At 69.1% G+C, this 21,212-nt stretch carries 22 protein-coding genes; 20 read left to right on the top strand and 2 right to left on the bottom strand.

Annotated features, from left to right (window positions below; all coding sequences use genetic code 11):
- From AB7I40_RS05950 to AB7I40_RS05935, 4 genes are all read left to right on the top strand, one after another.
- Entirely contained in the window at window positions 1-1,017 is a 1,017-nt protein-coding gene (locus tag AB7I40_RS05950; RefSeq protein WP_428344126.1) for an ABC transporter ATP-binding protein, read from the top strand.
- A 24-nt stretch (window positions 1,018-1,041) separates the two neighbouring features.
- Window positions 1,042-2,085, top strand: coding sequence for a phosphatase PAP2 family protein (locus AB7I40_RS05945; RefSeq protein WP_428344125.1), 1,044 nt, complete (start codon window positions 1,042-1,044; stop codon window positions 2,083-2,085).
- A gap of 358 nt (window positions 2,086-2,443) precedes the next feature.
- A complete protein-coding gene (locus tag AB7I40_RS05940) occupies window positions 2,444-3,721 on the top strand; it encodes an NlpC/P60 family protein (RefSeq protein ID WP_428344124.1) in 1,278 nt (425 codons plus the stop codon).
- Between the two features lie 231 nt (window positions 3,722-3,952).
- The gene (locus tag AB7I40_RS05935) at window positions 3,953-4,915 is read left to right on the top strand and encodes a type IV toxin-antitoxin system AbiEi family antitoxin domain-containing protein (RefSeq protein WP_428344123.1); all 963 of its coding nucleotides are present in this window, start codon (window positions 3,953-3,955) and stop codon (window positions 4,913-4,915) included.
- Window positions 4,916-4,993: 78 nt separating this feature from the next.
- Here the strand turns inward: AB7I40_RS05935 and AB7I40_RS05930 are convergent, their stop codons facing one another.
- Entirely contained in the window at window positions 4,994-5,482 is a 489-nt protein-coding gene (locus AB7I40_RS05930) for an inorganic diphosphatase (protein WP_428344297.1), read from the bottom strand.
- Window positions 5,483-5,622: 140 nt separating this feature from the next.
- Here AB7I40_RS05930 and dacB point away from each other — a divergent pair, with 140 nt between their 5' ends.
- The 14 genes from dacB (at window position 5,623) to AB7I40_RS05860 (ending at window position 18,720) form a co-directional block, all read left to right on the top strand.
- Window positions 5,623-7,083, top strand: a complete 1,461-nt coding sequence (gene dacB, locus AB7I40_RS05925) for a D-alanyl-D-alanine carboxypeptidase/D-alanyl-D-alanine endopeptidase (protein ID WP_428344122.1) — start codon at window positions 5,623-5,625, stop codon at window positions 7,081-7,083.
- Window positions 7,084-7,094: 11 nt separating this feature from the next.
- Complete coding sequence (locus AB7I40_RS05920; RefSeq protein ID WP_428344121.1) at window positions 7,095-8,132, top strand: zinc-dependent metalloprotease; 1,038 nt, start codon at window positions 7,095-7,097, stop codon at window positions 8,130-8,132.
- A gap of 3 nt (window positions 8,133-8,135) precedes the next feature.
- A complete protein-coding gene (gene tilS, locus AB7I40_RS05915) occupies window positions 8,136-9,107 on the top strand; it encodes a tRNA lysidine(34) synthetase TilS (RefSeq protein ID WP_428344120.1) in 972 nt (323 codons plus the stop codon).
- 103 nt (window positions 9,108-9,210) lie between these two features.
- Window positions 9,211-9,762, top strand: coding sequence for a hypoxanthine phosphoribosyltransferase (gene hpt / locus AB7I40_RS05910; RefSeq protein WP_428344119.1), 552 nt, complete (start codon window positions 9,211-9,213; stop codon window positions 9,760-9,762).
- Between the two features lie 105 nt (window positions 9,763-9,867).
- Window positions 9,868-11,880 carry an ATP-dependent zinc metalloprotease FtsH gene (gene ftsH / locus AB7I40_RS05905; RefSeq protein ID WP_428344118.1) on the top strand — a complete coding sequence of 671 codons (2,013 nt, stop codon included), beginning with the start codon at window positions 9,868-9,870 and terminating at the stop codon, window positions 11,878-11,880.
- A gap of 38 nt (window positions 11,881-11,918) precedes the next feature.
- Window positions 11,919-12,491, top strand: coding sequence for a GTP cyclohydrolase I FolE (folE, locus tag AB7I40_RS05900; protein ID WP_428344296.1), 573 nt, complete (start codon window positions 11,919-11,921; stop codon window positions 12,489-12,491).
- Window positions 12,492-12,632: 141 nt separating this feature from the next.
- On the top strand, window positions 12,633-14,309 hold the full coding sequence (locus AB7I40_RS05895) for a glycosyltransferase family 61 protein (protein WP_428344117.1): 1,677 nt from the start codon (window positions 12,633-12,635) through the stop codon (window positions 14,307-14,309).
- Window positions 14,310-14,318: 9 nt separating this feature from the next.
- Window positions 14,319-15,158: a dihydropteroate synthase gene (folP, locus tag AB7I40_RS05890; protein WP_428344116.1), complete on the top strand. Its 840-nt coding sequence runs from the start codon at window positions 14,319-14,321 to the stop codon at window positions 15,156-15,158.
- Window positions 15,158-15,640: a YybH family protein gene (locus tag AB7I40_RS05885; RefSeq protein WP_428344115.1), complete on the top strand. Its 483-nt coding sequence runs from the start codon at window positions 15,158-15,160 to the stop codon at window positions 15,638-15,640. The genes folP and AB7I40_RS05885 overlap by 1 nt, the downstream gene beginning before the upstream one ends.
- Window positions 15,637-16,005, top strand: a complete 369-nt coding sequence (gene folB, locus AB7I40_RS05880; RefSeq protein ID WP_428344114.1) for a dihydroneopterin aldolase — start codon at window positions 15,637-15,639, stop codon at window positions 16,003-16,005. Before AB7I40_RS05885 ends, folB begins: the two co-directional genes overlap by 4 nt.
- Complete coding sequence (gene folK, locus AB7I40_RS05875) at window positions 16,006-16,575, top strand: 2-amino-4-hydroxy-6-hydroxymethyldihydropteridine diphosphokinase (RefSeq protein ID WP_428344113.1); 570 nt, start codon at window positions 16,006-16,008, stop codon at window positions 16,573-16,575.
- Window positions 16,572-17,045 (top strand): DUF3180 domain-containing protein, encoded by a 474-nt coding sequence (locus AB7I40_RS05870; RefSeq protein WP_428344112.1) that lies wholly within the window; start codon window positions 16,572-16,574, stop codon window positions 17,043-17,045. Before folK ends, AB7I40_RS05870 begins: the two co-directional genes overlap by 4 nt.
- Before the next feature lie 10 nt (window positions 17,046-17,055).
- Window positions 17,056-17,643 carry a hypothetical protein gene (locus AB7I40_RS05865; protein WP_428344111.1) on the top strand — a complete coding sequence of 196 codons (588 nt, stop codon included), beginning with the start codon at window positions 17,056-17,058 and terminating at the stop codon, window positions 17,641-17,643.
- Window positions 17,644-17,655: 12 nt separating this feature from the next.
- On the top strand, window positions 17,656-18,720 hold the full coding sequence (locus tag AB7I40_RS05860; protein ID WP_428344110.1) for a GNAT family N-acetyltransferase: 1,065 nt from the start codon (window positions 17,656-17,658) through the stop codon (window positions 18,718-18,720).
- A gap of 5 nt (window positions 18,721-18,725) precedes the next feature.
- Here the strand turns inward: AB7I40_RS05860 and AB7I40_RS05855 are convergent, their stop codons facing one another.
- Complete coding sequence (locus tag AB7I40_RS05855; protein WP_428344109.1) at window positions 18,726-19,730, bottom strand: ABC transporter ATP-binding protein; 1,005 nt, start codon at window positions 19,728-19,730, stop codon at window positions 18,726-18,728.
- A gap of 3 nt (window positions 19,731-19,733) precedes the next feature.
- On the opposite strand from AB7I40_RS05855, the gene AB7I40_RS05850 reads away from it, so the two are divergent.
- Both AB7I40_RS05850 and AB7I40_RS05845 read left to right on the top strand, forming a co-directional pair.
- Entirely contained in the window at window positions 19,734-20,447 is a 714-nt protein-coding gene (locus AB7I40_RS05850) for an ABC transporter permease (protein WP_428344108.1), read from the top strand.
- Window positions 20,444-21,172 (top strand): ABC transporter permease, encoded by a 729-nt coding sequence (locus AB7I40_RS05845; RefSeq protein WP_428344107.1) that lies wholly within the window; start codon window positions 20,444-20,446, stop codon window positions 21,170-21,172. Before AB7I40_RS05850 ends, AB7I40_RS05845 begins: the two co-directional genes overlap by 4 nt.
- Window positions 21,173-21,212: the final 40 nt, after the last annotated feature.

Genomic DNA, 21,212 nt, shown 5'->3' with positions numbered 1-21,212 from the left:
ATGCTGCAGATCACGGAGGCCTCGGTGCGGTACGGCGACCTGCTCGCCGTCGACCGGGTGAGCCTCGACCTGCCCACCGGCCAGGTCCTGGCCGTGCTCGGACCCTCGGGGTGCGGCAAGTCCACCCTGCTGCGCGCCGTCGCCGGCCTGGAGCCGCTGACCGCCGGCTCGATCTCGTTCGACGGCGGGGACCTGGCCGGCGTACCGACCCACCGGCGGGGCTTCGCCCTGATGTTCCAGGACGGTCAGCTCTTCGAGCACCAGAGCGTCGGCTCGAACGTCGGCTACCCGCTGCGCCTGCGCCGTCGCAGTCGAGGCGACATCGGTGCTCGGGTCGCCGAGCTGCTCGAGCTCGTCGGCCTGGGGGGGTACGCCGACCGCAGCCCGGGGACGCTGTCGGGCGGTGAGCGTCAGCGGGTCGCCCTGGCCCGGGCGCTGGCGGTCGAGCCTCGGCTGCTCCTGCTCGACGAGCCCCTGTCGGCGCTCGACAAGAGCCTGCGCGAACGGCTCGCCGTGGACCTGCGCGCCATCCTGACCGCGGCCGGGACGACCGCGCTGCTGGTCACCCACGACCACGAGGAGGCCTTCGCGATCGCCGACCGGATGGCCGTGCTGCACCAAGGTCGCCTCGTGCAGTCGGGGACGGTCAGCGACGTCTGGCAGCACCCCGCCGACGCGGAGACCGCCAGGTTCCTCGGCTATGCGGCGGTGCTGACCGACGCGGCCGCCCACACCGTGACGGTGGCCGCGGGACTCGCTCCCGCCGAGGCGGTGGCACTGCGCCGTTCCGCTCTCGAGGTCGCCGACCGGGGACCCCTGGCGGGGACGGTGCTCACGGCCACCCTGAGCCCCGAGCAGATGCGGTTGACGGTGGCCGTGGACGAACTGGGGGTGCTCGATGCCGTCGCCGCGTCGGGTACGTCGGCACCCCTGCCCGGACAGCGGGTCCGGCTGCGCCTCGACGTGACCCGGATCGCAGTCGTGGGGCCGGGGACCAATCCGTTGGACTCCGCCTAGGCACTGTTCCCTAGACTGCCCCTCGTGCATCGTCGGGCTTACGTACTCCTCATCGGCATCGCTGCCCTGATGGGTTCCCTGGCGGTGATCACGGCCGTGAGCCTCAACAAGCCCCTGCTGGACCCCGAGGGAAGCTTTCTGGGTCCGTCGTGGCTGAGACTCCCGCTGATCATCACCGGTGCCTTCGCGCTCGACTTCGTGCCGCGCACGTTGTACCTCTCCAAGCTGAACCCGGCGCTGATGCCTCAGATCGTCAAGGATCGCTGGAAGGAGCACTGGACCCGCGACCGCATCACGCTCGTCGTCCTGGGCCTGGTGTGCTTCTACATCACCTATGTGAGCTATCGGAACCTGAAGTCGTTCCTGCCCTTCGTCATCGCGACGAAGTACGACCGCCAGCTGCACGCCCTGGACCAGTTCCTGTTCTTCGGCAACGAGCCGGCGATCATCCTGCACAACGTCCTCGGCGAGGGTGCCTCCGCGCACCTGCTCTCCACCATCTACCTGTGGTTCCTGCCGCTGGTGCCGCTGGCTCTGGCCGCGTGGCTGGTGTGGTCGCGAAACATCTCCTACGGCTACTGGTTCGCGACCTCGCAATGCCTGGCGTGGTCGCTGGGGACGGCGTCGTACTACGCCCTGCCGACGCTCGGCCCTGGCTTCGAGTATTCCTACAAGTACGCCGAGCTCGCCAACACGGCCTCCTCGGCGCTGATGGAGTCGTTGTCCTACGGCCGGATCAGGATCAAGGTCTTCGGCGTGCAGGACGCCGTCCAATCGGTGGCCGGGTTCGCCAGCCTGCACTGCGCCATCACCTTGCTGGTGGCACTGATGGTGCAGCACACGTTGCGCACCCGGGTGCTGCACTGGATCTTCTGGGTCAACTTCGCCATCACGGTCGTGGCGACCCTCTACTTCGGCTGGCACTACGTCGCTGACGACGTGGCCGGCATCCTGATCGCTCTGATCGCCTTCTACGTCGGCGGCATCGCCAGCGGCCAGAAGTTCGACAGACGCGGGCTCGCATCACACCCGACGACCACGACGTCGTCGGTGCCCGTCGACGAGTAGGGCCCCCGCGTCAACAGCCGCCCCGGGCGGCCGTCGTGGCGCGCCCGGAGGAATGACACCGGTGTAGTTCGGAATTACAATCTTGTAGTTCGTCAAGTCGACACGCCGCGACTTTCAAAGTTTCTTGGGAAAAGTGTTTCCAATGTGACTGATGAGCACTAGCGTGCTCAGAGTGCCTCGGGTGAAGGGGAAGTTGCCCGAGGTATTCCACTGCGATGTGGCGGTTAAGGGATTGGCCGTCACGGAGGAAAGACGAGGTCACGTGCGAGCGCCACTCCGTAGGGTCTGGGGACCTGGGACCCGACGGACGGCTCGCACGGGCCTCGTCACTTGTGTGGCACTGTGCGCGATCGGTGGGATGGCCACCGTCGCGGTGGCCGACCCCGACGGCGTCCCGTCGCAGACAGAGGTCGATGCCGCCCAGCAGGCGACGGTCGACAAGGCTCGCGATGTCGCCGCCGTCCAGGCCGACCTGGTGATGGCCAACCAGCGCGTCCAGGACGCACAGGTGCAGGCGGCCAAGGCTGCCGAGGCCTACAACGGTGCCCTGTGGAGGCTCCAGCAGGCCAAGCGCGCGGTCCGGCTCGCAGAGGAGCGCGAGACCCAGGCGGCCGCCGACGTCGAGCGCCAGCGCCAGGACTACGCCAACGCCCTCGCCTCGTCGTACGAGATGGCCCCGGAGCTGACCGCGATGTCAGCCATGCTCGACGCCGACGGGCCGACCGGCGTGATGGAGCGCTACAACGCGTTGGACTCCGCGCAGTCCGCGATGGACGCGCGCTACGACGAGTACCGGGCCACCGCCACCCTCGCGACCGTAGCCACGAGTCAGGCCGACGACGCCCGCCACGAGGCTGCTGAGCTCGAGAAGCAAGCCGACGCAGCACGTGCCGACGCAGAGGCGGCCGAGGGAGCCGCCAGCGCGGAGGCCCAGGCGGTGGCCGGACAGCGTGACGAGCTGATCGCGGAGCTGGCGAAGCTTCAGAACGTCTCGGTCCAGCTTGCCGGGCAGCGCCAGCAGGCGCTGGAGGAGGCAGCCGCCCAGGCAGCAGCCGATGCCGCCCAGCAGCAGGCTGAGCAGGCGGCCGAGGATGCGGCGAACGAGGCCCAGGACAACGACCCCGCCCCGCAGGGCGGCCAGGACCCCACGCCGAGCCCGGATCCGCAGCCGACCCCCGATCCCCAGCCGAGCCCCGACCCGCAGCCCGATCCACAGCCGGATCCCCAGCCAGACCCCGACCCGCAGCCGGACCCGACCCCGCCGCCGTCCTCGAACGGTGCTCGGGCCGCGGTCGCCTTCGCGAAGGCCCAGGTCGGCGAGCCGTACGTGTGGGGCGCGGCCGGCCCCAACGCCTGGGACTGCTCGGGGCTGATGATGGGCGCCTGGCGTGCCGGCGGCAAGTACCTGCCGCACTACTCCGTGGCGCAGTACGAGCAGTCCACCCCGATCTCGCCCAGCGCGCTCAAGCCCGGTGACCTGGTCTTCTGGGGCGACAGCAGCAACCCGTCGTCCATCTACCACGTGGCGATGTACGCGGGGAACGGCATGATCGTGCAGGCCCCCCGTCCCGGCCGCGGCGTCGAGGTCGTGTCCATGTACTACTGGATCGCGCCGAACTTCTACGCGCGTCCCTAGCCGCCTGCTGCCCCACCAGCCTCGTCGCCGCTGCGGGATTCCCCGGTCGGCCGGGGAGACTCGCGGTTGTCAGGCATTGCTCAGGCCGACAACCGCGAGTAGCCCCTGACAGGCATCTGATCCGCGGGCACAGGGCCCACTTCGTGTCCGCAGGCCCTCGACCGACGCCGCCTCTCCCCAGGCTGAGGAATGGGGGCGGCGCTCGCGCACGTCGCTCGGCAGTCTTCCGACATGGATGAACGACTGAGAGCAATCGCCAGAATCCACGGCGTGTTCACCCGCCGCGAGGCGCTGGAGCAGGGGTACGACGACCGAAGCATCAGCGTCGAGCTGCAAACCGGGCGATGGACGCGCGTCCGACGGGGTGCCTACGTGTTCGCCGACAGCTGGCGAGATCTGGACGAGCGAGGTCGACATCGACTCGTGGCCAGGGCGGTGCTCCGCAACGCGAAGTGTGAAGTGGCCTTGTCACACACATCGGCGTTGATGGAGTTCGGCACCCCTCACTGGGATCTGGATCTGTCGGACGTCCACCTGCAGCGCTTCGACCGTAAGGCCGGTCGACGGGAAGCGGGGGTGGTCCAACATCGCGGCACTGTCGGTGTCAATGACCTCACCGTTCGCGACGGCTTGCTGATCTCGTCGGCGACGAGACTCGCCCTCGACCTCACGATGATCACCGACACGGAGCATGCACTCGTCGCCATGGACGGCCTGCTCCAGGCTGGCGAGACGACCCTCGAACTGTTGTCGCAGGCGCTTCAGATGCTGACATGGTGGCCACACTCCCTGCGAACGCGGCTCGTTCTGGATCTAGCAGACGGCCGCTCTGAGTCGGCCGGAGAGACCAGGCTGCGATACCTCTGTTGGTGCCAGGGGCTGCCGCGGCCGGTGCCTCAGTTCGAGGTGCGCGACCATGGTCGCGTCATTGCGCGACTGGACCTGGCCCTGCCCGAACTTGGGGTGTGGTTGGAGTTCGACGGCGCCATCAAGTATCGGTCCAGCTGGCGTGAAGGAGACCAGCCAGAGGACGTCGTACTGCGGGAGAAGCACCGCGAGGACCTCATCCGACGGCTCACGGGATGGCGATGCATCCGGGTGACGTGGGCGGATCTGCGCAACCCTGCCGCGCTTGCGGCCAAGATCAGGCGAGCGATCAACGAACAAGCAAGGGTCGGTCGTCAGGCTTCGTAGACGGTTGTCAGCCCGTGCAAACGCTGACAACCGAGGGTTTCCCCGGCCGACCGGGGAAACCGGCACACCTGCAGCGCCTCAGTGCCCGGTCGTCTTCGCGCGTTCGAAGCTCGCCCGCACCTCGGCCTCGGCCTCGGCGAGACCGACCCAGTTGGCACCCTCGACGGACTTGCCGGGCTCAAGGTCCTTGTAGACCTCGAAGAAGTGCTGGATCTCCAGGCGGTCGAACTTGGAGACGTCGGTGATGTCCTTGAGGTGGGCCTGGCGCGGGTCGCGGACCGGCACGCAGAGGACCTTGTCGTCGCCGCCTGCTTCATCGGTCATCCGGAACATGCCGATCGCCCGACAGGCGATGAGACAGCCGGGGAAGGTGGGCGCTTGGAGCAGCACCAGCGCGTCGAGCGGGTCGCCGTCCTGGCCAAGGGTGTTCTCGATGTAGCCGTAGTCGGCTGGGTACTGCGTGGAGGTGAACAGGGTGCGATCGAGCCGCAGGCGACCGGACTCGTGGTCGACCTCGTACTTGTTGCGCTCCCCCTTGGGGATCTCGACCAGTACGTCGAACTCCATGCCAACGTATGCGTCCACCACTGCTCCTCCAGTTGTACGTCGCGCCGCGAAGTCTGTGCGGCCCGCTGAGCGGGCCGATTCAGCGACGAGGTTAGTGTCGCGCACAATGACCGTAGTCGACCATTCGGAGAGGCAGGGACGTGTCCAAGGGTGACCCGCGCCACGTTCGGGGCCGCATCGTGCGGTGGCTCTCCGTGGGTCTGGTGCTGGCGGTGCTTGCCGCGGCCGCGGCGACCTACCACTTCGATCTGGGCGAGCGCTGGCTCGGCGTGACCCGGGCCGACCCCGCCCACAACCCCGCAGCCGTCGCCCCGCCGGCAGGTCTGGAGCTCCCCGACCTGCCCCCCGCGGCCAGCGTGGCCGACCCGATCGAGCCCTCGGGGGCCGGCACCCTCAGCGAGCGCGCGGTACGCCGTGCCATCGGCCGGCAGTTCGAGAACCAGGACCTGGGCAAGCGCTTCGCGGCCAGCATCTCGCCCTTGTCCGGTGGAGCCCCGGTCATGGTGGCCGGCAGTGGGGCCTCCATCCCTGCCTCCACGACGAAGCTCCTCACCGCCATGGCCGCCCTGGAGGCGATCGACCCGGGCACCACGTTCGCCACCCGGGTGGTCAGGACCGGACCCGGGGCCATCGTGCTCGTCGGTGGCGGCGACCCCTACCTGGCCAGCAAACCCGTCGCTCCCGCCGACCGCGCCAGCACCTACCCCGCCCGCGCCGACATCGTCACGCTCGCTCGGCGTACCGCCTCGGCCCTGCGCGCGGACCAGGTGGGCTCCGTGCGGCTGGCCTACGACGACTCCCTGTTCACCGGGCCCGACGTCAGCCGAGGATGGGAGCCGACCTACCTGCCTGAGGGGGTGGTCCCGCCGATCACAGCCCTGTGGGTGGACCGGGGGTCGGACGCGGGTGGACCGGTGCCGGATCCGTCCCGGCGGGCCGCCGAGGTGTTCGCGGCCGCGCTCGGGCGTGCCGGCATCGCGGTGCGTGGAGCGCCGGTCACCCGCGTGGCGGGGTCCGGCGCGACCGAACTGGCCCGGGTGGAGAGCGCCCCGGTCGAGCAGATCGTCCAGCATGTCCTCGACGTCAGTGACAACGAGGGTGCCGAGGTGCTGGCCCACCAGGTCGGACTCGCTGTCGCCGGGGAGGCATCGTTCGCGGGGGGCGTCCGCGGAGTGCTGGCGACCCTGAAGAAGTTGGGCGTGGACACCGGCGGCGCCGTCTTGTATGACGGGTCCGGACTGTCGCGCCGGGGTCGGCTCCGCCCCGCCACCCTGGTCGACGTGCTCCGGACCGCGGCCGATCCGAGTCGCCCGGAGTTGCGCCCGGTGCTTGAGGGGCTGCCCGTGGCCGGGTTCACCGGGTCGCTGGCGGACCGTTTCGCCGACGCGGACCCGGCTGCCGGGGGGCGGGTGCGCACCAAGACCGGCACGCTGACCGGCGTCCACGCCTTGGCGGGACTCGTCTCCGACCTCGACGGCAACGTCATGGTCGTCGTCCTCATCGCCAACCGGGTCCCGGTGGTCGATACGCTCGCCGCGCGCGCAGCGCTCGACGAGGCTGCTGCCTCGCTTGCCGGGTGTCACTGTGGAGCGGCCGCGTAGGGTTTCGCAGCATGAGCGCTGACACCCCCACGATGGTCGACTGGGGACTCGCGGTCCAGCTAGGCGCCAGGATCGCCGGCGACGGACCGAAGGTGAGTGCGGCGGAGGCTGCGCAGGCCGTCGCCGAGCTTCGCGACGGAGCAGCGCGCTCGACCGACTATGTGGGCGACTTCACCAGCCTCGACGCACCGGCTGACACGGCACCGGTGCTGGTGGTCGACCGCCTCGGGTGGGTCCAGGCCAACGCGGACGGCTTCGCCAAGATCATCAACCCTGTCGCCGACAAGCTCGCCGGCAGGAAGGGCGTGCCGAAGGGCCTGACCAAGGCCATCGGTTCGCGGGTCACCGGGGCCGAGGTGGGTGCGCTGCTCGGCTTCCTGGCGACCAGGGTCCTGGGTCAGTTCGACCCGTTCCACGAACCCCATGGGCGGCTGCTCCTGGTGGCTCCCAACATCGTCCACGTCGAACGCCAGCTCGAGGTCGACCCGACCGACTTCCGGTTGTGGGTCTGCCTGCACGAGGAGACCCACCGCGTGCAGTTCACTGCGGTGCCTTGGTTGAGGGACCACCTGTTCGCCGAGATGACGCTGCTCATCGACTCGGTCGAGCCGCAGCGGATGCTCGACGGTGGGCTCAAGCGGATCGGGGAGCTCGTCAAGGGCGACGGCGGGAGCCTCCTCGAGGTGATGGGGTCTCCGGAGCAACAGGAGATCCTGGATCGGATCACCGGCGTGATGTCCCTACTGGAGGGCCATGCCGACTTCGTCATGGACGGGGTCGGGCCTTCGGTGATCCCGACGGTGCGGGCGATCCGCAAGAAGTTCACCAGGCGTCGTCAGGGGGTCGGTGCACTCGACAAGATGCTGCGGCGTCTCCTCGGCATGGACGCCAAGATGGCTCAGTACCGCGACGGGGCCGCGTTCGTGCGGCACTCGGTCGGAGCCGTCGGCATGTCTGACTTCAACGCGGTGTGGGCAGCAGCCGAGAACCTCCCCTCCAAGGCCGAGATCTCCGACCCAGCCGCCTGGGTCGCTCGCGTCCACGGCTGAGTGATGGCTCTGGATCCTGCCGTCGCCGCCGTCCGGCTCTGCGTACGACGAGCGCTCGCCGACGTCGCTCCCGGGACCCCGGTCCTGGTCGCCTGTTCGGGGGGAGCGGACTCGTTGGCCCTGGTGTCGGCCACCGTCTTCGAGGCCCGCAGTCCTGCCTGGAAGGTGATCGGGGTGACGGTGGACCACGGGTTGCAGGAGGGGTCGGCGGCGCAGGCCGCGCGGGTGGTCGAGCAGATGGCCGCGCTCGGGGTGGCCGAGACCGCCTCGGCCCGCGTGGCGGTCGACAGTCGTGGCCTGGGTCCGGAGGCGGCGGCTCGCCAGGCCCGCTACGAGATCCTGGATCAGATGGCGGAGCATTTCGCAGCGCCCGTCGTACTCCTGGGACACACGCGCGACGACCAGGCCGAGACGGTGCTCCTGGGCCTTGCCAGGGGTTCGGGTGGCCGGTCGATCGCGGGCATGCGGCGAGCCTTCGGGCGTTACCGGCGACCGCTGCTCGACGTGTCGCGTGCCGACACGGTCGCGGCGTGCACTGCCGAGGGGATCGACTTCTGGGCGGACCCACACAACGACGACCCAGCGTTCACGCGGGTCCGGGTGCGCCACCAGGTGATGCCGATGCTGGAGTCCGAGCTGGGCCCTGGGGTGGCAGTTGCCCTGGCGCGCACCGCGGACCTGATGCGTGCCGACCTTGAGTACCTCGATCAGGTCGCCGAGGCCGCCCTCGGTGATCTGGCCGGCTCGCTGACCGCCGAGGGGCTGGCGCAGCTGCCCACACCGATCCGCACGCGGGTGCTGAGGCTGGCGGCACTCCGGGCCGGTGCCAACGCCTCGGAGCTCTTCCACGAGCACATCGTGGGCATGGATCAGTTGGTCACCGCATGGCGCGGGCAGGTCGGGGTCGACCTGCCCGGGCACCTGCGGTTCGTGCGCCGCGACGGCGTACTCCTGTTTGTGTCCTCGTCTGCCTGAACTTGTCAGGCTGTGTTGGCGCTTGTCAGCCGTTGCGAGGGCTGACAACCGCGAGTCTCCCCGGATGACCGGGGAATCCTGCAGACCCCGTAGGCTGCCGCCCATGGATGCGGCCCACGTCGAGAGCGACCTCGTCAACGTCCTCTTCACCGAGGCGCAGATCCAGGGGAAGGTCCAGGAGCTGGCCGACCAGATCAGTGCTGATTATGCCGGCAAGGATCTCCTGATGGTCGGAGTCTTGCGGGGCGCGGTCATGGTGATGGCCGACCTCGCGCGGGCCCTCGACCGCCACGTCGAGATGGACTGGATGGCCGTGTCGTCCTACGGCTCCGGGACCAAGTCCAGCGGGGTCGTGCGCATCTTGAAGGACCTCGACTCCGACATCTCCGGGCGCCACGTGCTGGTCGTCGACGAGATCATCGACACGGGCCTGACCCTCAGCTGGTTGATCAGCAACCTGTCCAGCCGCAGCCCGGCCAGCGTCGAGATCGCCACGCTGCTGCGCAAGCCGGAGGCCCAGACGATGCCGGTCCCGGTGAAGTACGTCGGGTGGGACATCCCCAACGAATTCGTCGTGGGCTACGGGCTGGACTACAAGGAGAAGTACCGCAACCTGCGTGACATCGGGACACTCTCGCCCACCGTCTACTCCTGAGTGAGACACTTGAGGGCGAACACCGGGGCGGCCGCTGCCTAGGCACTGGCCTGTACCGTCAATATCTCCGAAGTCACCTCCGAAGCACGCGTGCGAGAGAAGCCTGTGAAGCGCATATTCAAGGGTCCATGGCTGTGGATCGTCGTTGCCGTGGTCGGCGTCCTGCTGGCCCTCCAATTCCTCACGCCCAATGGCGGGTATGACCAGATCTCCACCGGTGAGATGGAGTCCAACATCTCCACCGGCAAGATCAAGGAGATCACCTTCGTCGACGGTGACCAGGAGATGCGCGCCACCCTGGACGACGGCTCGAAGGTCGTCGCCTCGTGGGTCGCCAACCAGCAGGTCGACCTCGTCGATGCCGTGAACGCCCAGATCAAGGCCGGCACGATCGAGAAGTTCAACGTCGACGTGCCCAAGCCGAGCCTCCTGGGTTCGCTGCTGATGACCCTGCTGCCGTTCGCGCTGATCATCCTGCTGTTCGTGTTCTTGATGAACCAGGTCCAAGGTGGCGGTGGACGCGGAGTGATGCAGTTCGCCAAGTCCAAGGCGAAGCTCGTCTCCAAGGACATGCCCAAGACCACGTTCAGCGACGTGGCCGGCTGTGACGAGGCGATCGAGGAGCTCGGCGAGATCAAGGAGTTCCTCCAGGAGCCGGCGAAGTTCCAGGCGGTGGGCGCCAAGATCCCGAAGGGTGTCCTGCTCTACGGCCCGCCCGGCACCGGCAAGACCCTGCTCGCCCGTGCGGTGGCCGGCGAGGCCGGCGTGCCGTTCTACTCCATCTCCGGCTCGGACTTCGTCGAGATGTTCGTCGGCGTCGGCGCCAGCCGGGTTCGCGACCTGTTCGAGCAGGCCAAGGAGAACGCTCCGGCGATCGTGTTCATCGACGAGATCGACGCGGTCGGCCGGCACCGTGGCGCGGGGATGGGTGGCGGCCACGACGAGCGCGAGCAGACCCTCAACCAGCTGCTGGTCGAGATGGACGGCTTCGACGTTCGTGGCGGCGTCATCCTGATCGCGGCCACCAACCGGCCCGACGTCCTCGACCCGGCGCTGCTGCGCCCGGGTCGCTTCGACCGCCAGATCGGTGTCGACGCACCCGACCTGGCAGGGCGGCACAAGATCCTGCAGGTGCACTCGCGTGGCAAGCCGATGGCTCCCGACATCGATCTCAAGGGCATCGGGCGCCGGACGCCGGGCTTCACCGGCGCCGACCTGGCCAACGTGCTCAACGAGGCCGCGCTGCTCACGGCGCGGCGCAACGCCAAGCAGATCACCAACGACGCCCTCGACGAGGCCATCGACCGGGTGATCGCCGGGCCGCAGCGCTCCAGCCGCCTGATGAGCGAGAAGGAGAAGCTCATCACCGCCTATCACGAGGGTGGTCACGCGCTCGTGGCCGCGGCGCTGCCCGGCAGCGACCCGGTGCACAAGATCACGATCCTGCCGCGCGGCAGGGCGCTGGGCTACACGATGGTGCTGCCCGACGAGGACAAGTACTCCCAGACCCGCTCGGAGATGCTCGACAAGCTGGCCTACATGCTGGGCGGCCGGGCGGCCGAGGAGATGGTCTTCCACGACCCGACCACGGGTGCCGGCAACGACATCGAGAAGGCCACCAACCTGGCCCGGGCGATGGTCACCCAGTACGGCATGACTGAGCGTCTGGGTGCCATCAAGCTGGGCGACTCGAACTCCGAGCCGTTCCTGGGCCGCGACATGGGGCATCAGCGCAACTACTCCGAGGACGTGGCCGCGATCATCGACCAGGAGACCAAGAACCTCCTGACCGAGGCTCACCAGGAGGCGTTCGACATCCTGGTGGAGAACCGGGACGTCCTCGACTCGCTGGTCCTGGCACTCATCGACCGCGAGACCTTGGACAAGGCCGAGGTCGCCGAGGTGTTCGAGCCGCTGCGCCGTCGCACCCGTCGACCGGCCTGGACCGGGTCCCCGGACCGGATCCCGTCGACGATCCCCCCGGTCGAGTTCATCAAGAAGAACGGCGCCTCGATCAACCTCGACAAGGAGCCCGAAGGCGGCCTGGTGATCTCCCCGCCCGGTGCCGGTGGCGACGTCGCCGGCAACCCGGGCGTCGAAGGCGGCCACACGTCGTGACCGATGTGATCTCGAGGGTGGAGCCCGACGCGGCCGACATCCCGGCCTTCGACCACGACCGGGCAGCGGCCGCGATCCGCGAGTTGCTCTACGCCATCGGTGAGGATCCCGATCGCGAGGGGCTGCAGGACACCCCGGCCCGGGTGGCCCGGGCCTACGCCGAGCTCACGCAGGGCATCCGGCAGCGCCCCGAGGATGTGCTGACCACCACGTTCGACCTCGGCCACGACGAGATGGTGCTGGTGCGTGACATCGAACTGTGGTCGATGTGCGAGCACCACCTGGTGCCGTTCACAGGCGTGGCCCACGTCGGCTACATCCCGGCCGAGAACGGCAAGATCACCGGGTTGTCCAAGCTCGCCCGCCTCGTCGACGTCTACGCCAAGCGGCCTCAGGTGCAGGAACGCCTCACCACCCAGGTGGCTGACGCGCTCATGGAACTGCTGGAGGCGCGCGGCGTGATCGTGGTGATCGAGGCCGAGCACCTGTGCATGACGATGCGCGGAGTGAAGAAGGGCGGGGCCCGCACCATCACCTCTGCGGTGCGCGGCATCATGCACAAGGCGGCCACCCGCTCCGAGGCGATGGCGCTGATCCACAGCCGTCGCTGAGCACCCCGCGGCGGCGTCATACCTGGTTCCGTTCCAGGCTCGGGCTAGTCTGGACCAGTTGTACGACGTCCTATCGGGGGAGACGACGGATGAACTCGGGAAGATTCGGCCGCTCAGTGATCGCCGGCTCGGTGCTGTGTCATGAGTGATTCGGCGACCGCGGCAGGTCAGGTCCCAGCCCGCTTCGTCGACCTCATGACCGTGGCCGCCCGGGTCCTCGAGCAGACGTCCGCGCCGAGGATCGTCCTGGTCGGAGAACGCCGCCCACTGCTGGTCAAGCTGCTCAGACTGGCCTATCCCGGATCGGTCGTCACCTCCCACCCCGAGTCGGTGCCCGAAGAGCTGCACCTGACGATGGCGACCGAGGGTCCCTACGACCTGCTGATCGACATCGGCTCCCAGGCAGGCAAGTACGACCGGTTCCGGGCGATCTTCTTCCACACCCGTCGGGGAGGCTCCTTCGTGACGGCACTGGGTCCTCGAGGCCTGGAGTCGAAGGGTCGTCTGGCCTGGCTTGCTCGGCGGCTCCAAGCTGCGCTCGCCACCGGGGACCGGCCTCCCGAGCCCGGGCTGCCGCTGACCAGCGACAACAGGACGCGGACCGAGCGCGACTTCGACGCCCTGGCCTGGTCGATCTCCCAGTTGCGCGAGGACGACGGCCACCTCGTCGTTACCAACCGGGCGTCCGCGCTCCCGATTCTGCGCGAGGATGACGCCAATCGGGTGCTGGGCCACCTGCAGCCCCCCGCAGCGGTGCTCGAGACGCTGCCGGCAACGACCCTGGTGTCGCGCAGCCAGCTGCGCCGCAGCGCTGGCGTGCTCAGGCCCGAGCCCCCCTCGACGTACGACGCTCCCGAGCTGTCCCTGCGCACCTACCGCGACGTCGTGTGCCATCCGCACCAGATCGTGGTCAGTGGCCGCGTCGTGCTGCCCGAGACCTATCGGCAGAACATGCGCCCGCGCCTACGCAACCGCGAGCTGGTGGGACTCGCGCCGTCGTTCGTGCAGGACCTCGGCGGTCCGGCGGGAGAGCTGTCGGGGACCTGGTTCCACCTGGACAACGAGTGCCGCGGGCACTTCGGTCACGCCATGACCGAACAGATCTCGCGCCTGTGGGGCTGGAAGCGCGCCAAGGAGCGCTACCCCGACGCCCGCGCTCTGGTGTTCCAGAACCGCGAACGCGGCATCGCGCAGTGGGAGTACGACCTGTTCGCGGCCGGTGGCATCGACCCCGAGGACCTGTGGATGGCTGAGGACCCGGTCCGGGTGGAGCACCTCGTGACCGCCTCGCCCATGTTCAGCCTGCCCGACTTCGTCCACCCTGGCATCGAGGAGACCTGGCGCGAGATCGGCGTCGCCCTCGACGCCCGGTCGACCTTGACCCAGACGCCTCGACGGATTTTCTGCTCACGACGCATCGACAAGCGCAACTGCCACAACGCCGCTGAGCTGGAGGGGCTGTTCGCCGCCCACGGCTTCGAGGTGATCTTCCCCGAGGATCATTCCCTGCCTGACCAGGTCCGGATCTTCCGCGGGGCTGAGGTGATCGCCGGGTATGCGGGCAGTGGGATGTACCAGATCGCCTTCACCGAGCGTCCCCGTCACCTGATCCTGGTGACCTCCGAGTCCTACACGGCCCACAACGAGCACCTGATGGCCGCTGTGCTCGGCCACCGCGTCGACCTCGTGCTCTGTGAGCCTGACGTCGCCCAGCCGGAGCAGGGCTGGAGCCGCGCAGCGTTTCGTTCCGACTTCACCTTCGATCCGGCCCGCGAGGGCGTCTTCCTGCGTGAGGTCCTGGCGGGTCTGGACCGGTAGCCTCGCCCTATGGGCCTGTTCTCCGAGCTGGGCATCACGCGGGTGATGGGCGTCGTCAACGTCACGCCTGACTCCTTCTCCGATGGCGGGTTGTTCTCCGAGGCCAGCGCAGCGATCGCGCATGGCCTCGAGCTCCTGGAGCAGGGTGCCGACATCCTCGACATCGGCGGTGAGTCCACGCGCCCGGGCGCCACGCGGCCGCTGCTCGAGGAGGAACTGGGTCGCGTCGTCCCGGTGATCAGGGAGCTGGCGAGTGCCGGGGCCGTGGTCTCGGTGGACACCATGCGGCACGAGGTGGCCGAGGTGGCCGTGGCGGCGGGGGCCTCCTTGATCAACGACGTGTCCGGCGGCCTGGCCGACCCCCGGATCCTCCAGGTGGCCGCGGACACCGGCGTCGGCTATGTCGCGATGCACTGGCGCGCGCACAGCACCGAGATGCAGCGCCATGCCGTGTACGACGGGGGAGTGGTCGAGGCGGTGATCGCCGAGCTCTCCGAGCGGATCGACGCTGCCCTGGCTGTCGGCGTACTGCCGGATCGGCTGGTCCTGGACCCCGGCCTGGGCTTCGCGAAGACGCCCGAGCACAACTGGGAGCTGCTGCGCGAGCTGCCTCGGCTGCAGTCGCTGGGCCACCCCGTTCTGGTGGGCTCGAGCCGCAAGTCGTTCCTGGGTGCCCTGCTCGCCGACGCGAACGGGGTCCCGCGCCCGGTCGAGGATCGCGAGGACGCCAACGTGGCCCTGACCACCCTGGCCGCCCATGCCGGGGTCTGGGGGGTCCGGGTCCACGACGTGCGTGCGAGCATGGACGCCGTGCGGGTGGTCGCCCGGCTGGCAGCAGGAAGGCACTGATGGTCGAGGAGGAGGCGCCGGTCGAGGGCGCCGCCGGCGGTCGCGACGCGATGGCCACGACCCGGGAGGCCGCTGTCGAGGCAGCACACCGGGCCTACTACGCCGCCTGGGAGGCGGGCGACGGCAACGCCATCATGGCGGCGTGGGCCGACGACGACCGGATCTGCTGTGTGTTGCCCGGCAATCCGCCCCACCACGGCCGCGTCGAGGTCTGGGACCGCATCCTCGAGGGACTCGACCTGACGCCCGGACTCCAGTTCGTCTTCAGCGACGTCGTGGTGACCGTGCGTGACGACCTGGCCCGGCTCACCTGCGTCGAGACGGTGATCACGCCGGAGACTTTCGACCAAGGGCCGGAGATGGAAGCCGCGCTCGCCAAGCTGGCCGTGACCAGCCTGTTCGTGCACACCGACCACGGGTGGAAGCTGTGGCACCACCAGGCGGGCCCGATGCTGACCCACCTACGACTGGAGCGTGAATGACCGACGAACTGGCTGTCCTTGGCATCGAGTGCTTCGCCCACCACGGGGTGCTCGACTTCGAGCGACGCGACGGACAGGTCTTCCTCATCGATCTGCTGCTGGGCTTCGACACCCGGTCCGCGGCGGCGAGCGACGACTTGCGCGACACCGTTGACTACGGAAGTCTCGTGACCTCGGTGAAAGCCGCCGTGGAATCCGATCCGGTCGACCTGATCGAGACCCTTGTGCAGCGCATCGCGGACGTCTGCCTCTTGGATGAACGTGTTGAATGGTGCAGGGTGACCGTTCACAAACCAGACGCACCCATCGACGCCACGTACTCGGACGTGGCGTTGACGATTACCCGAAACCGTGAGGGCCGCTGAGTGACTGAGACCCCCAATCCCTACATCGTCGACACCGACACCCTGACGGGTGAGATGCACCCGATCCGCCGCGCCGTGCTGTCCCTGGGCTCCAACCTCGGCGAACGCCTGGCCAGCCTCCAGGGCGCGATCGACTCGCTCGCCGACACCCCGGACGTCTGGGTGACGGCGGTGTCGCCGGTCTACGAGACCGCACCGGTCGGTGCGCCCGAGGGGTCGGGACCATTCCTGAACGCAGTCGTGCTCGTCGACACCACGCTGTCGGCACCCACCCTCATGGACCGTGCGCGGGCGATCGAGGATGCCTTCGAGCGCGACCGTGACGTGGAGCGCAACGCACCCCGGACCCTGGACGTCGACCTGATCGTCGTCGGTGACCGGCGCAGTGACGAGGACTTCCTGAGGTTGCCGCACCCCCGAGCGGGCGAGCGGGCGTTCGTGCTCCAGCCCTGGTTCGACCTCGAGCCCGACGCCGTGCTGCCGGACTCCGGTCCGATCTCGGACCTCCTGCAGCACGCCGATGCCGCCGGCATCACCCGTCGCGACGACCTGGCCCTCGACGTCCAGTGACTGACGACCAGCCGGTCGGCAGCCTGAAGCCGACGCCGGTTGGTCTGCTGACCGCCCTGTTCGTGGCCGCGATGATCGGCGGTTGGCTGCTGCACCGGATCGGGGAGCGCTTCTGGACCAGCGCACCGCTGGTGACGTGGGCACAGGTGAGTGTGCTGGCGTTCGTGGCAGCGGTCGTGGGCCTGACCGCGTGGGTGACCTGGCGGCAGGTCCAGGTGCACCATCATCGAATCGAGCCGCACCGGGCCGTGAACCGCCTGGTGCTGGCCAAGTCCTGTGCCCTGGTGGGGGCCCTGGTGGCCGGCGGCTACACCGGGTACGCCGTCAGTTGGGTCGGGCTGGAGGCCGAACTCGCAGGTCAGCGGGTGGTCCGCTCGCTGCTCGCGGCGCTCGCAGGCGCTTTGTTGACCGTTGCAGCGGTCGCCCTTGAACGCGCGTGTCGAGTCCGCAAGAATGATCCCAAGACTTAACCTGAGTCACATGAGTCCCACCACTTCCCGTCGCCGTCAACGCAGCGTCCGCCTCGTGGCGGCCGTTGCCTTCCTCGTTGTCTCGGTGCTCGTGGTTGCAGGTGCCCTGTTGTCCGGCTCCTTCCTCCTCGTCGCGCTCGCCGCGGTCGCAGCGGTCCTCCTCGGTGCCGCTGCCGTCCGCATCACCCACTCCGAACTCATGTTGGCCCGCCGCGATGCGGCCCGCGACCGCGCTGAGCAGGCCATGGCCTACCAGGACCTGGCTGCCCGGCGCACCGCCGAGCACCAGGTGCAGTCCGAGACGCTCGTCTCCCGGATCGCCGAGCGCCAGCAGATCATCCACGAGCTTGAGGGTGAGCTCTCAGCCGCGCAGCGTCGGCTGGCCGAGGAGCACCGCAAGGTGAATCGTGAGGCCCGGCGCGCCACCCTGGCCGAGGACAAGCTGCTGGTCGAGACTGCCCGTGCCGAGGAGTCCGAGCAGCGTGCGGCCGAGGCGATCGTGGGACTGGCGGGACTGGAACAGGAGATCACGACCCTCAAGGCGGAACTCGTCGCCTGGGAGACGGCTGCCTCCGCTCCGCTGCGCAAGCACGGCTGAGACCATGGTCGGGTGACCACCGACGATTCCCGCTTCGCCACTGACCCAGCCGACGTCGTCCCTGGTCGGGCGACCCTGCCCGAAGGCTGGTCACTCGGGACCCCGACCGAAGCCGACACACCCCGGCTGGCCGAACTGCGCCGTGCCCATGAGATCCACGGGCGCGGCTGGGCCGGCACCTCCGAGGCGGATGTTCGGATCGAGGTGTCCGGACCCGGACTCCCGACGCGGGCGCACATCGTGATCCGGGATGCCGAGGGTGGGATCCGGGCATGGGGCAGCGTCCACGACCGGGCCGAAGGGCGGATGCTCTACGCCGACGTCATCGACCGCGACCTGCCCCACGACGTGGCGGGGTGCTGTTCGGAACTGCTGCTCGCTTGGGGTGAGGCTCAGGCGCGCGAGGTCGGCGCGGCCCGAGGCCTGGCCGTCCAGCAGATCGACACCGGCGCCTTCGCCGAGGACGACCGACAGCACCGCTGGTTGGCCGCCGCCGGATTCGAGCACGTGCGCACCTGGTGGCAGATGAGCCGCCCGGTGGCTGCCTCCGAGGCCGAACTGGTGGCCGACCCGGAGCACTGGGAGCGCGCCGGCGTGACCTTCCGGCTGGTCCGGCTCACCGACTCCGACCTCCCCGAGGAGGGCGACCTGCGTGCAGTGCACGACGTGCTCGAAGGGGCCTTCGCCGACCACTTCAACTCACGCGAGGAGAGTTTCGACGAGTTCCTCGGTCGACTGCGTGAGGACCCGGGCCACCGCTGGGACCACTGGTGGTTGGCCGACCTCGACGGTGTCGGACCGGTCGGGGCCCTGGTCGGGTCGCACGTCGAGTCCGCCGACGGGCCCGACGGCTCCTACGTGGACTACCTCGGGGTCCTGGAGCAGGCCAGAGGACGAGGCGTGGCCAAGGGGCTGCTGAACACGATCATCGCGGACGCCGCCGCCCGGGGGCGCAACCGCGTGGGGCTCGAAGTGGATGCCGACTCGCCCACGGGGGCCGAGGGCCTCTACGTCGCGATGGGGTGGCAGACGGCCTACGTGACCCAGTCCTGGCACCGCGACGTACCGGTGACCTAGCCGGTTCAGGCCGAAGCCTCCACCGAGGCACGAAGCGCGCGATGGATCCCGTTGGGGGTCAGGACGCCGAGGAACACGGCTCCGCGCTTGACCCCGAGGACGGACTTGTCCTCGCGCATCAGCATCGCCAGGGCATCCTCCAGCGTGGAGTCCACGTCGATGGCCCCGGCCAGGTCGCCCGTGCTCACGCCGTCCAGGGGCTCGAGGTGGGCCTCGTCGATCGGGGTCACCCGGAGTCGGCGCAGTCCTCGCTCGGAGCCGACGAAGTCCGCCACGAAGTCGTCGGCCGGGGCCCCCAGGAGGCGGGCAGGCACGTCGTATTGCGCGAGGCGTCCTCCGGTCGCGAACACCGCGACCCGGTCGCCCATGCGGACCGCCTCGTCGATGTCGTGGGTGACGAGCACGACGGTCTTCTCCAGCTCACGCTGCAGCCGGAGGAACTCGTCCTGCAGGCGGCCGCGGACCACCGGGTCGACGGCGCCGAACGGCTCGTCCATGAGAAGCACGGGAGGGTTGGCAGCCAGGGCCCTGGCCACGCCGACCCGCTGGCGCTGGCCGCCGGAGAGCTGGTGGGGATAGCGATCCCCGAACGTGGACGGGTCGAGGCCGACGAGGTCGAGCAGCTCGTGGGCGCGCTGCCGGGCGGTCGACTTCTTCTCCCCGTAGAGCAGCGGGACCGTCATCACATTGGTCTCGATCTTCTGGTGCGGGAACAGGCCGATCTGCTGGATCACGTAGCCGATGCCGCGGCGCAGCTTGACGGGGTCGGCCTCGGTGACGTCCCTGCCATCGATCTCGATGCGTCCGCTGGTGGGCTCGATGAGGCGGTTGATCATCTTGAGCGTCGTGGACTTGCCGCAGCCGGACGGGCCGACCAGGCACACCATCTCGCCACGCTTCACGTCGAGGTCGAGCTCGTGTACGGCGACCGTGCCGTCCGGGTAGGTCTTGCCGACCCCGCTCAGCCGGATCATCGGCGCGTCGGGAGTGCTGGCCCCTGTAACGTCCATGCAGTGACCCTACTCGCGAGCTCGGGGGCGTTGGCCGCCGTGGAGCCCAGTTGTTACAGCAGGCTGGTGAACGAGTGGATCTGCGGGCAGTACCTCACCGACCGCAAGCAGGAGCTGATCGATGCCACGGTCCAGCACCTGTGGATCACTGCGGCCGCGATCGTGCTCGGGATCCTGATCGCCTTCCCGATGGCGTTGCTGGCCCGACGGGTGCCGCGGCTGGAGTCGGGCATCCTCGGCGTCTCCACGGGGCTCTACACCGTGCCCTCGCTGGCGCTGATCCCGCTTCTGGTGCCGTTCACCGGGATCACCGCCACCACCGTGGTGATCGCCCTGGCGCTCTACGCGCTGACGATCCTGGTGCGCAGCCTGCTCGACGGGCTCCGCTCAGTGCCCGAGGAGGTCCGTGAGTCCGCGACCGGCCTGGGCTACGCGCCGAGCTCATTGCTGTTCCGCATCGAGCTCCCCCTCGCCCTGCCGGTCGTGATGGCCGGGCTCCGTGTCGCCACCGTGTCCACGGTGGCACTGACCACCGTCGGCACCCTGGTCGGTCATGGCGGGCTGGGCAACCTGATCTCGGACGGGGTGACCCAGAACTTCAAGGCGGAGCTCTTCGCTGCCTGCGTGCTGTGCGTGCTGATCGCCCTGGCCCTGGACGTCCTCATCGTCGGCGCCCAACGGCTGCTCACTCCCTGGACCCGCAGGGGGACGCGATGAACGTCTTCGCCGACACCTGGTCCTACCTGCTCGACGGCGCCAACTGGACCGGCAAGGGCGGGATCCTCCAGCTGCTGGTCGAGCAGCTGCTGGTGAGCTTCACAGCCCTGGCGCTCGCCCTGCTCATCGGCCTGCCGATCGCCCTGCTGCTGGGCCACCTGGGTCGTGGCGGCTTCCTGGCCATCAACATCTCCAACATCGGCCGCGCCGTCCCCACCTTCGCCCTCCTGGCGCTCCTGGTCACCGCGGACTGGCCGGGCACCGCCACCGTCGGCCCCTATGGGCGCGCCGGCATCGCGACTCTCCTGGCCCTGACGGCCTTCGCCCTGCCACCGATCATCACCAACTCGTTCGTGGCCATTCGCGAGGTGCCCGAGGACGTGAAGGAGTCGGCCCGTGGGATGGGCATGACCGGTTGGCAGCTGTTCAGCCGGGTCGAGCTCCCGCTGGCCCTCCCGCTGGTGGCCGCCGGCGTACGTCTCGCCCTCGTGCAGGTGTGGGCCACCGCGACCATCGCGGCACTGGTCGCAGGCCCCGGTCTGGGTCGGATCATCACCGATGGCTTCGCAAATACCTATTACGGGAAGGGGATCGCAGGCGCCGTTGTTGTCGCAGTCGTTGCACTGGTGCTCGAGCTGGTGGCGGCAGTCGTACAACGATTGCTCGACCCGCTTCCGCGCACCGCCGTTCAGCTCAAGGATGAGGCCCAGCCGGCCACTACGTGACAACCCGTCGCGAAGGGGTACTGGGCTGCCGGACACGCGT

Source organism: Nocardioides sp. (assembly GCF_050246775.1).
GTDB lineage: Bacteria > Actinomycetota > Actinomycetes > Propionibacteriales > Nocardioidaceae > Nocardioides.
Note: the sequence above shows the minus strand (reverse complement) of the source record. Positions and strands in the feature narration are given on the sequence as shown.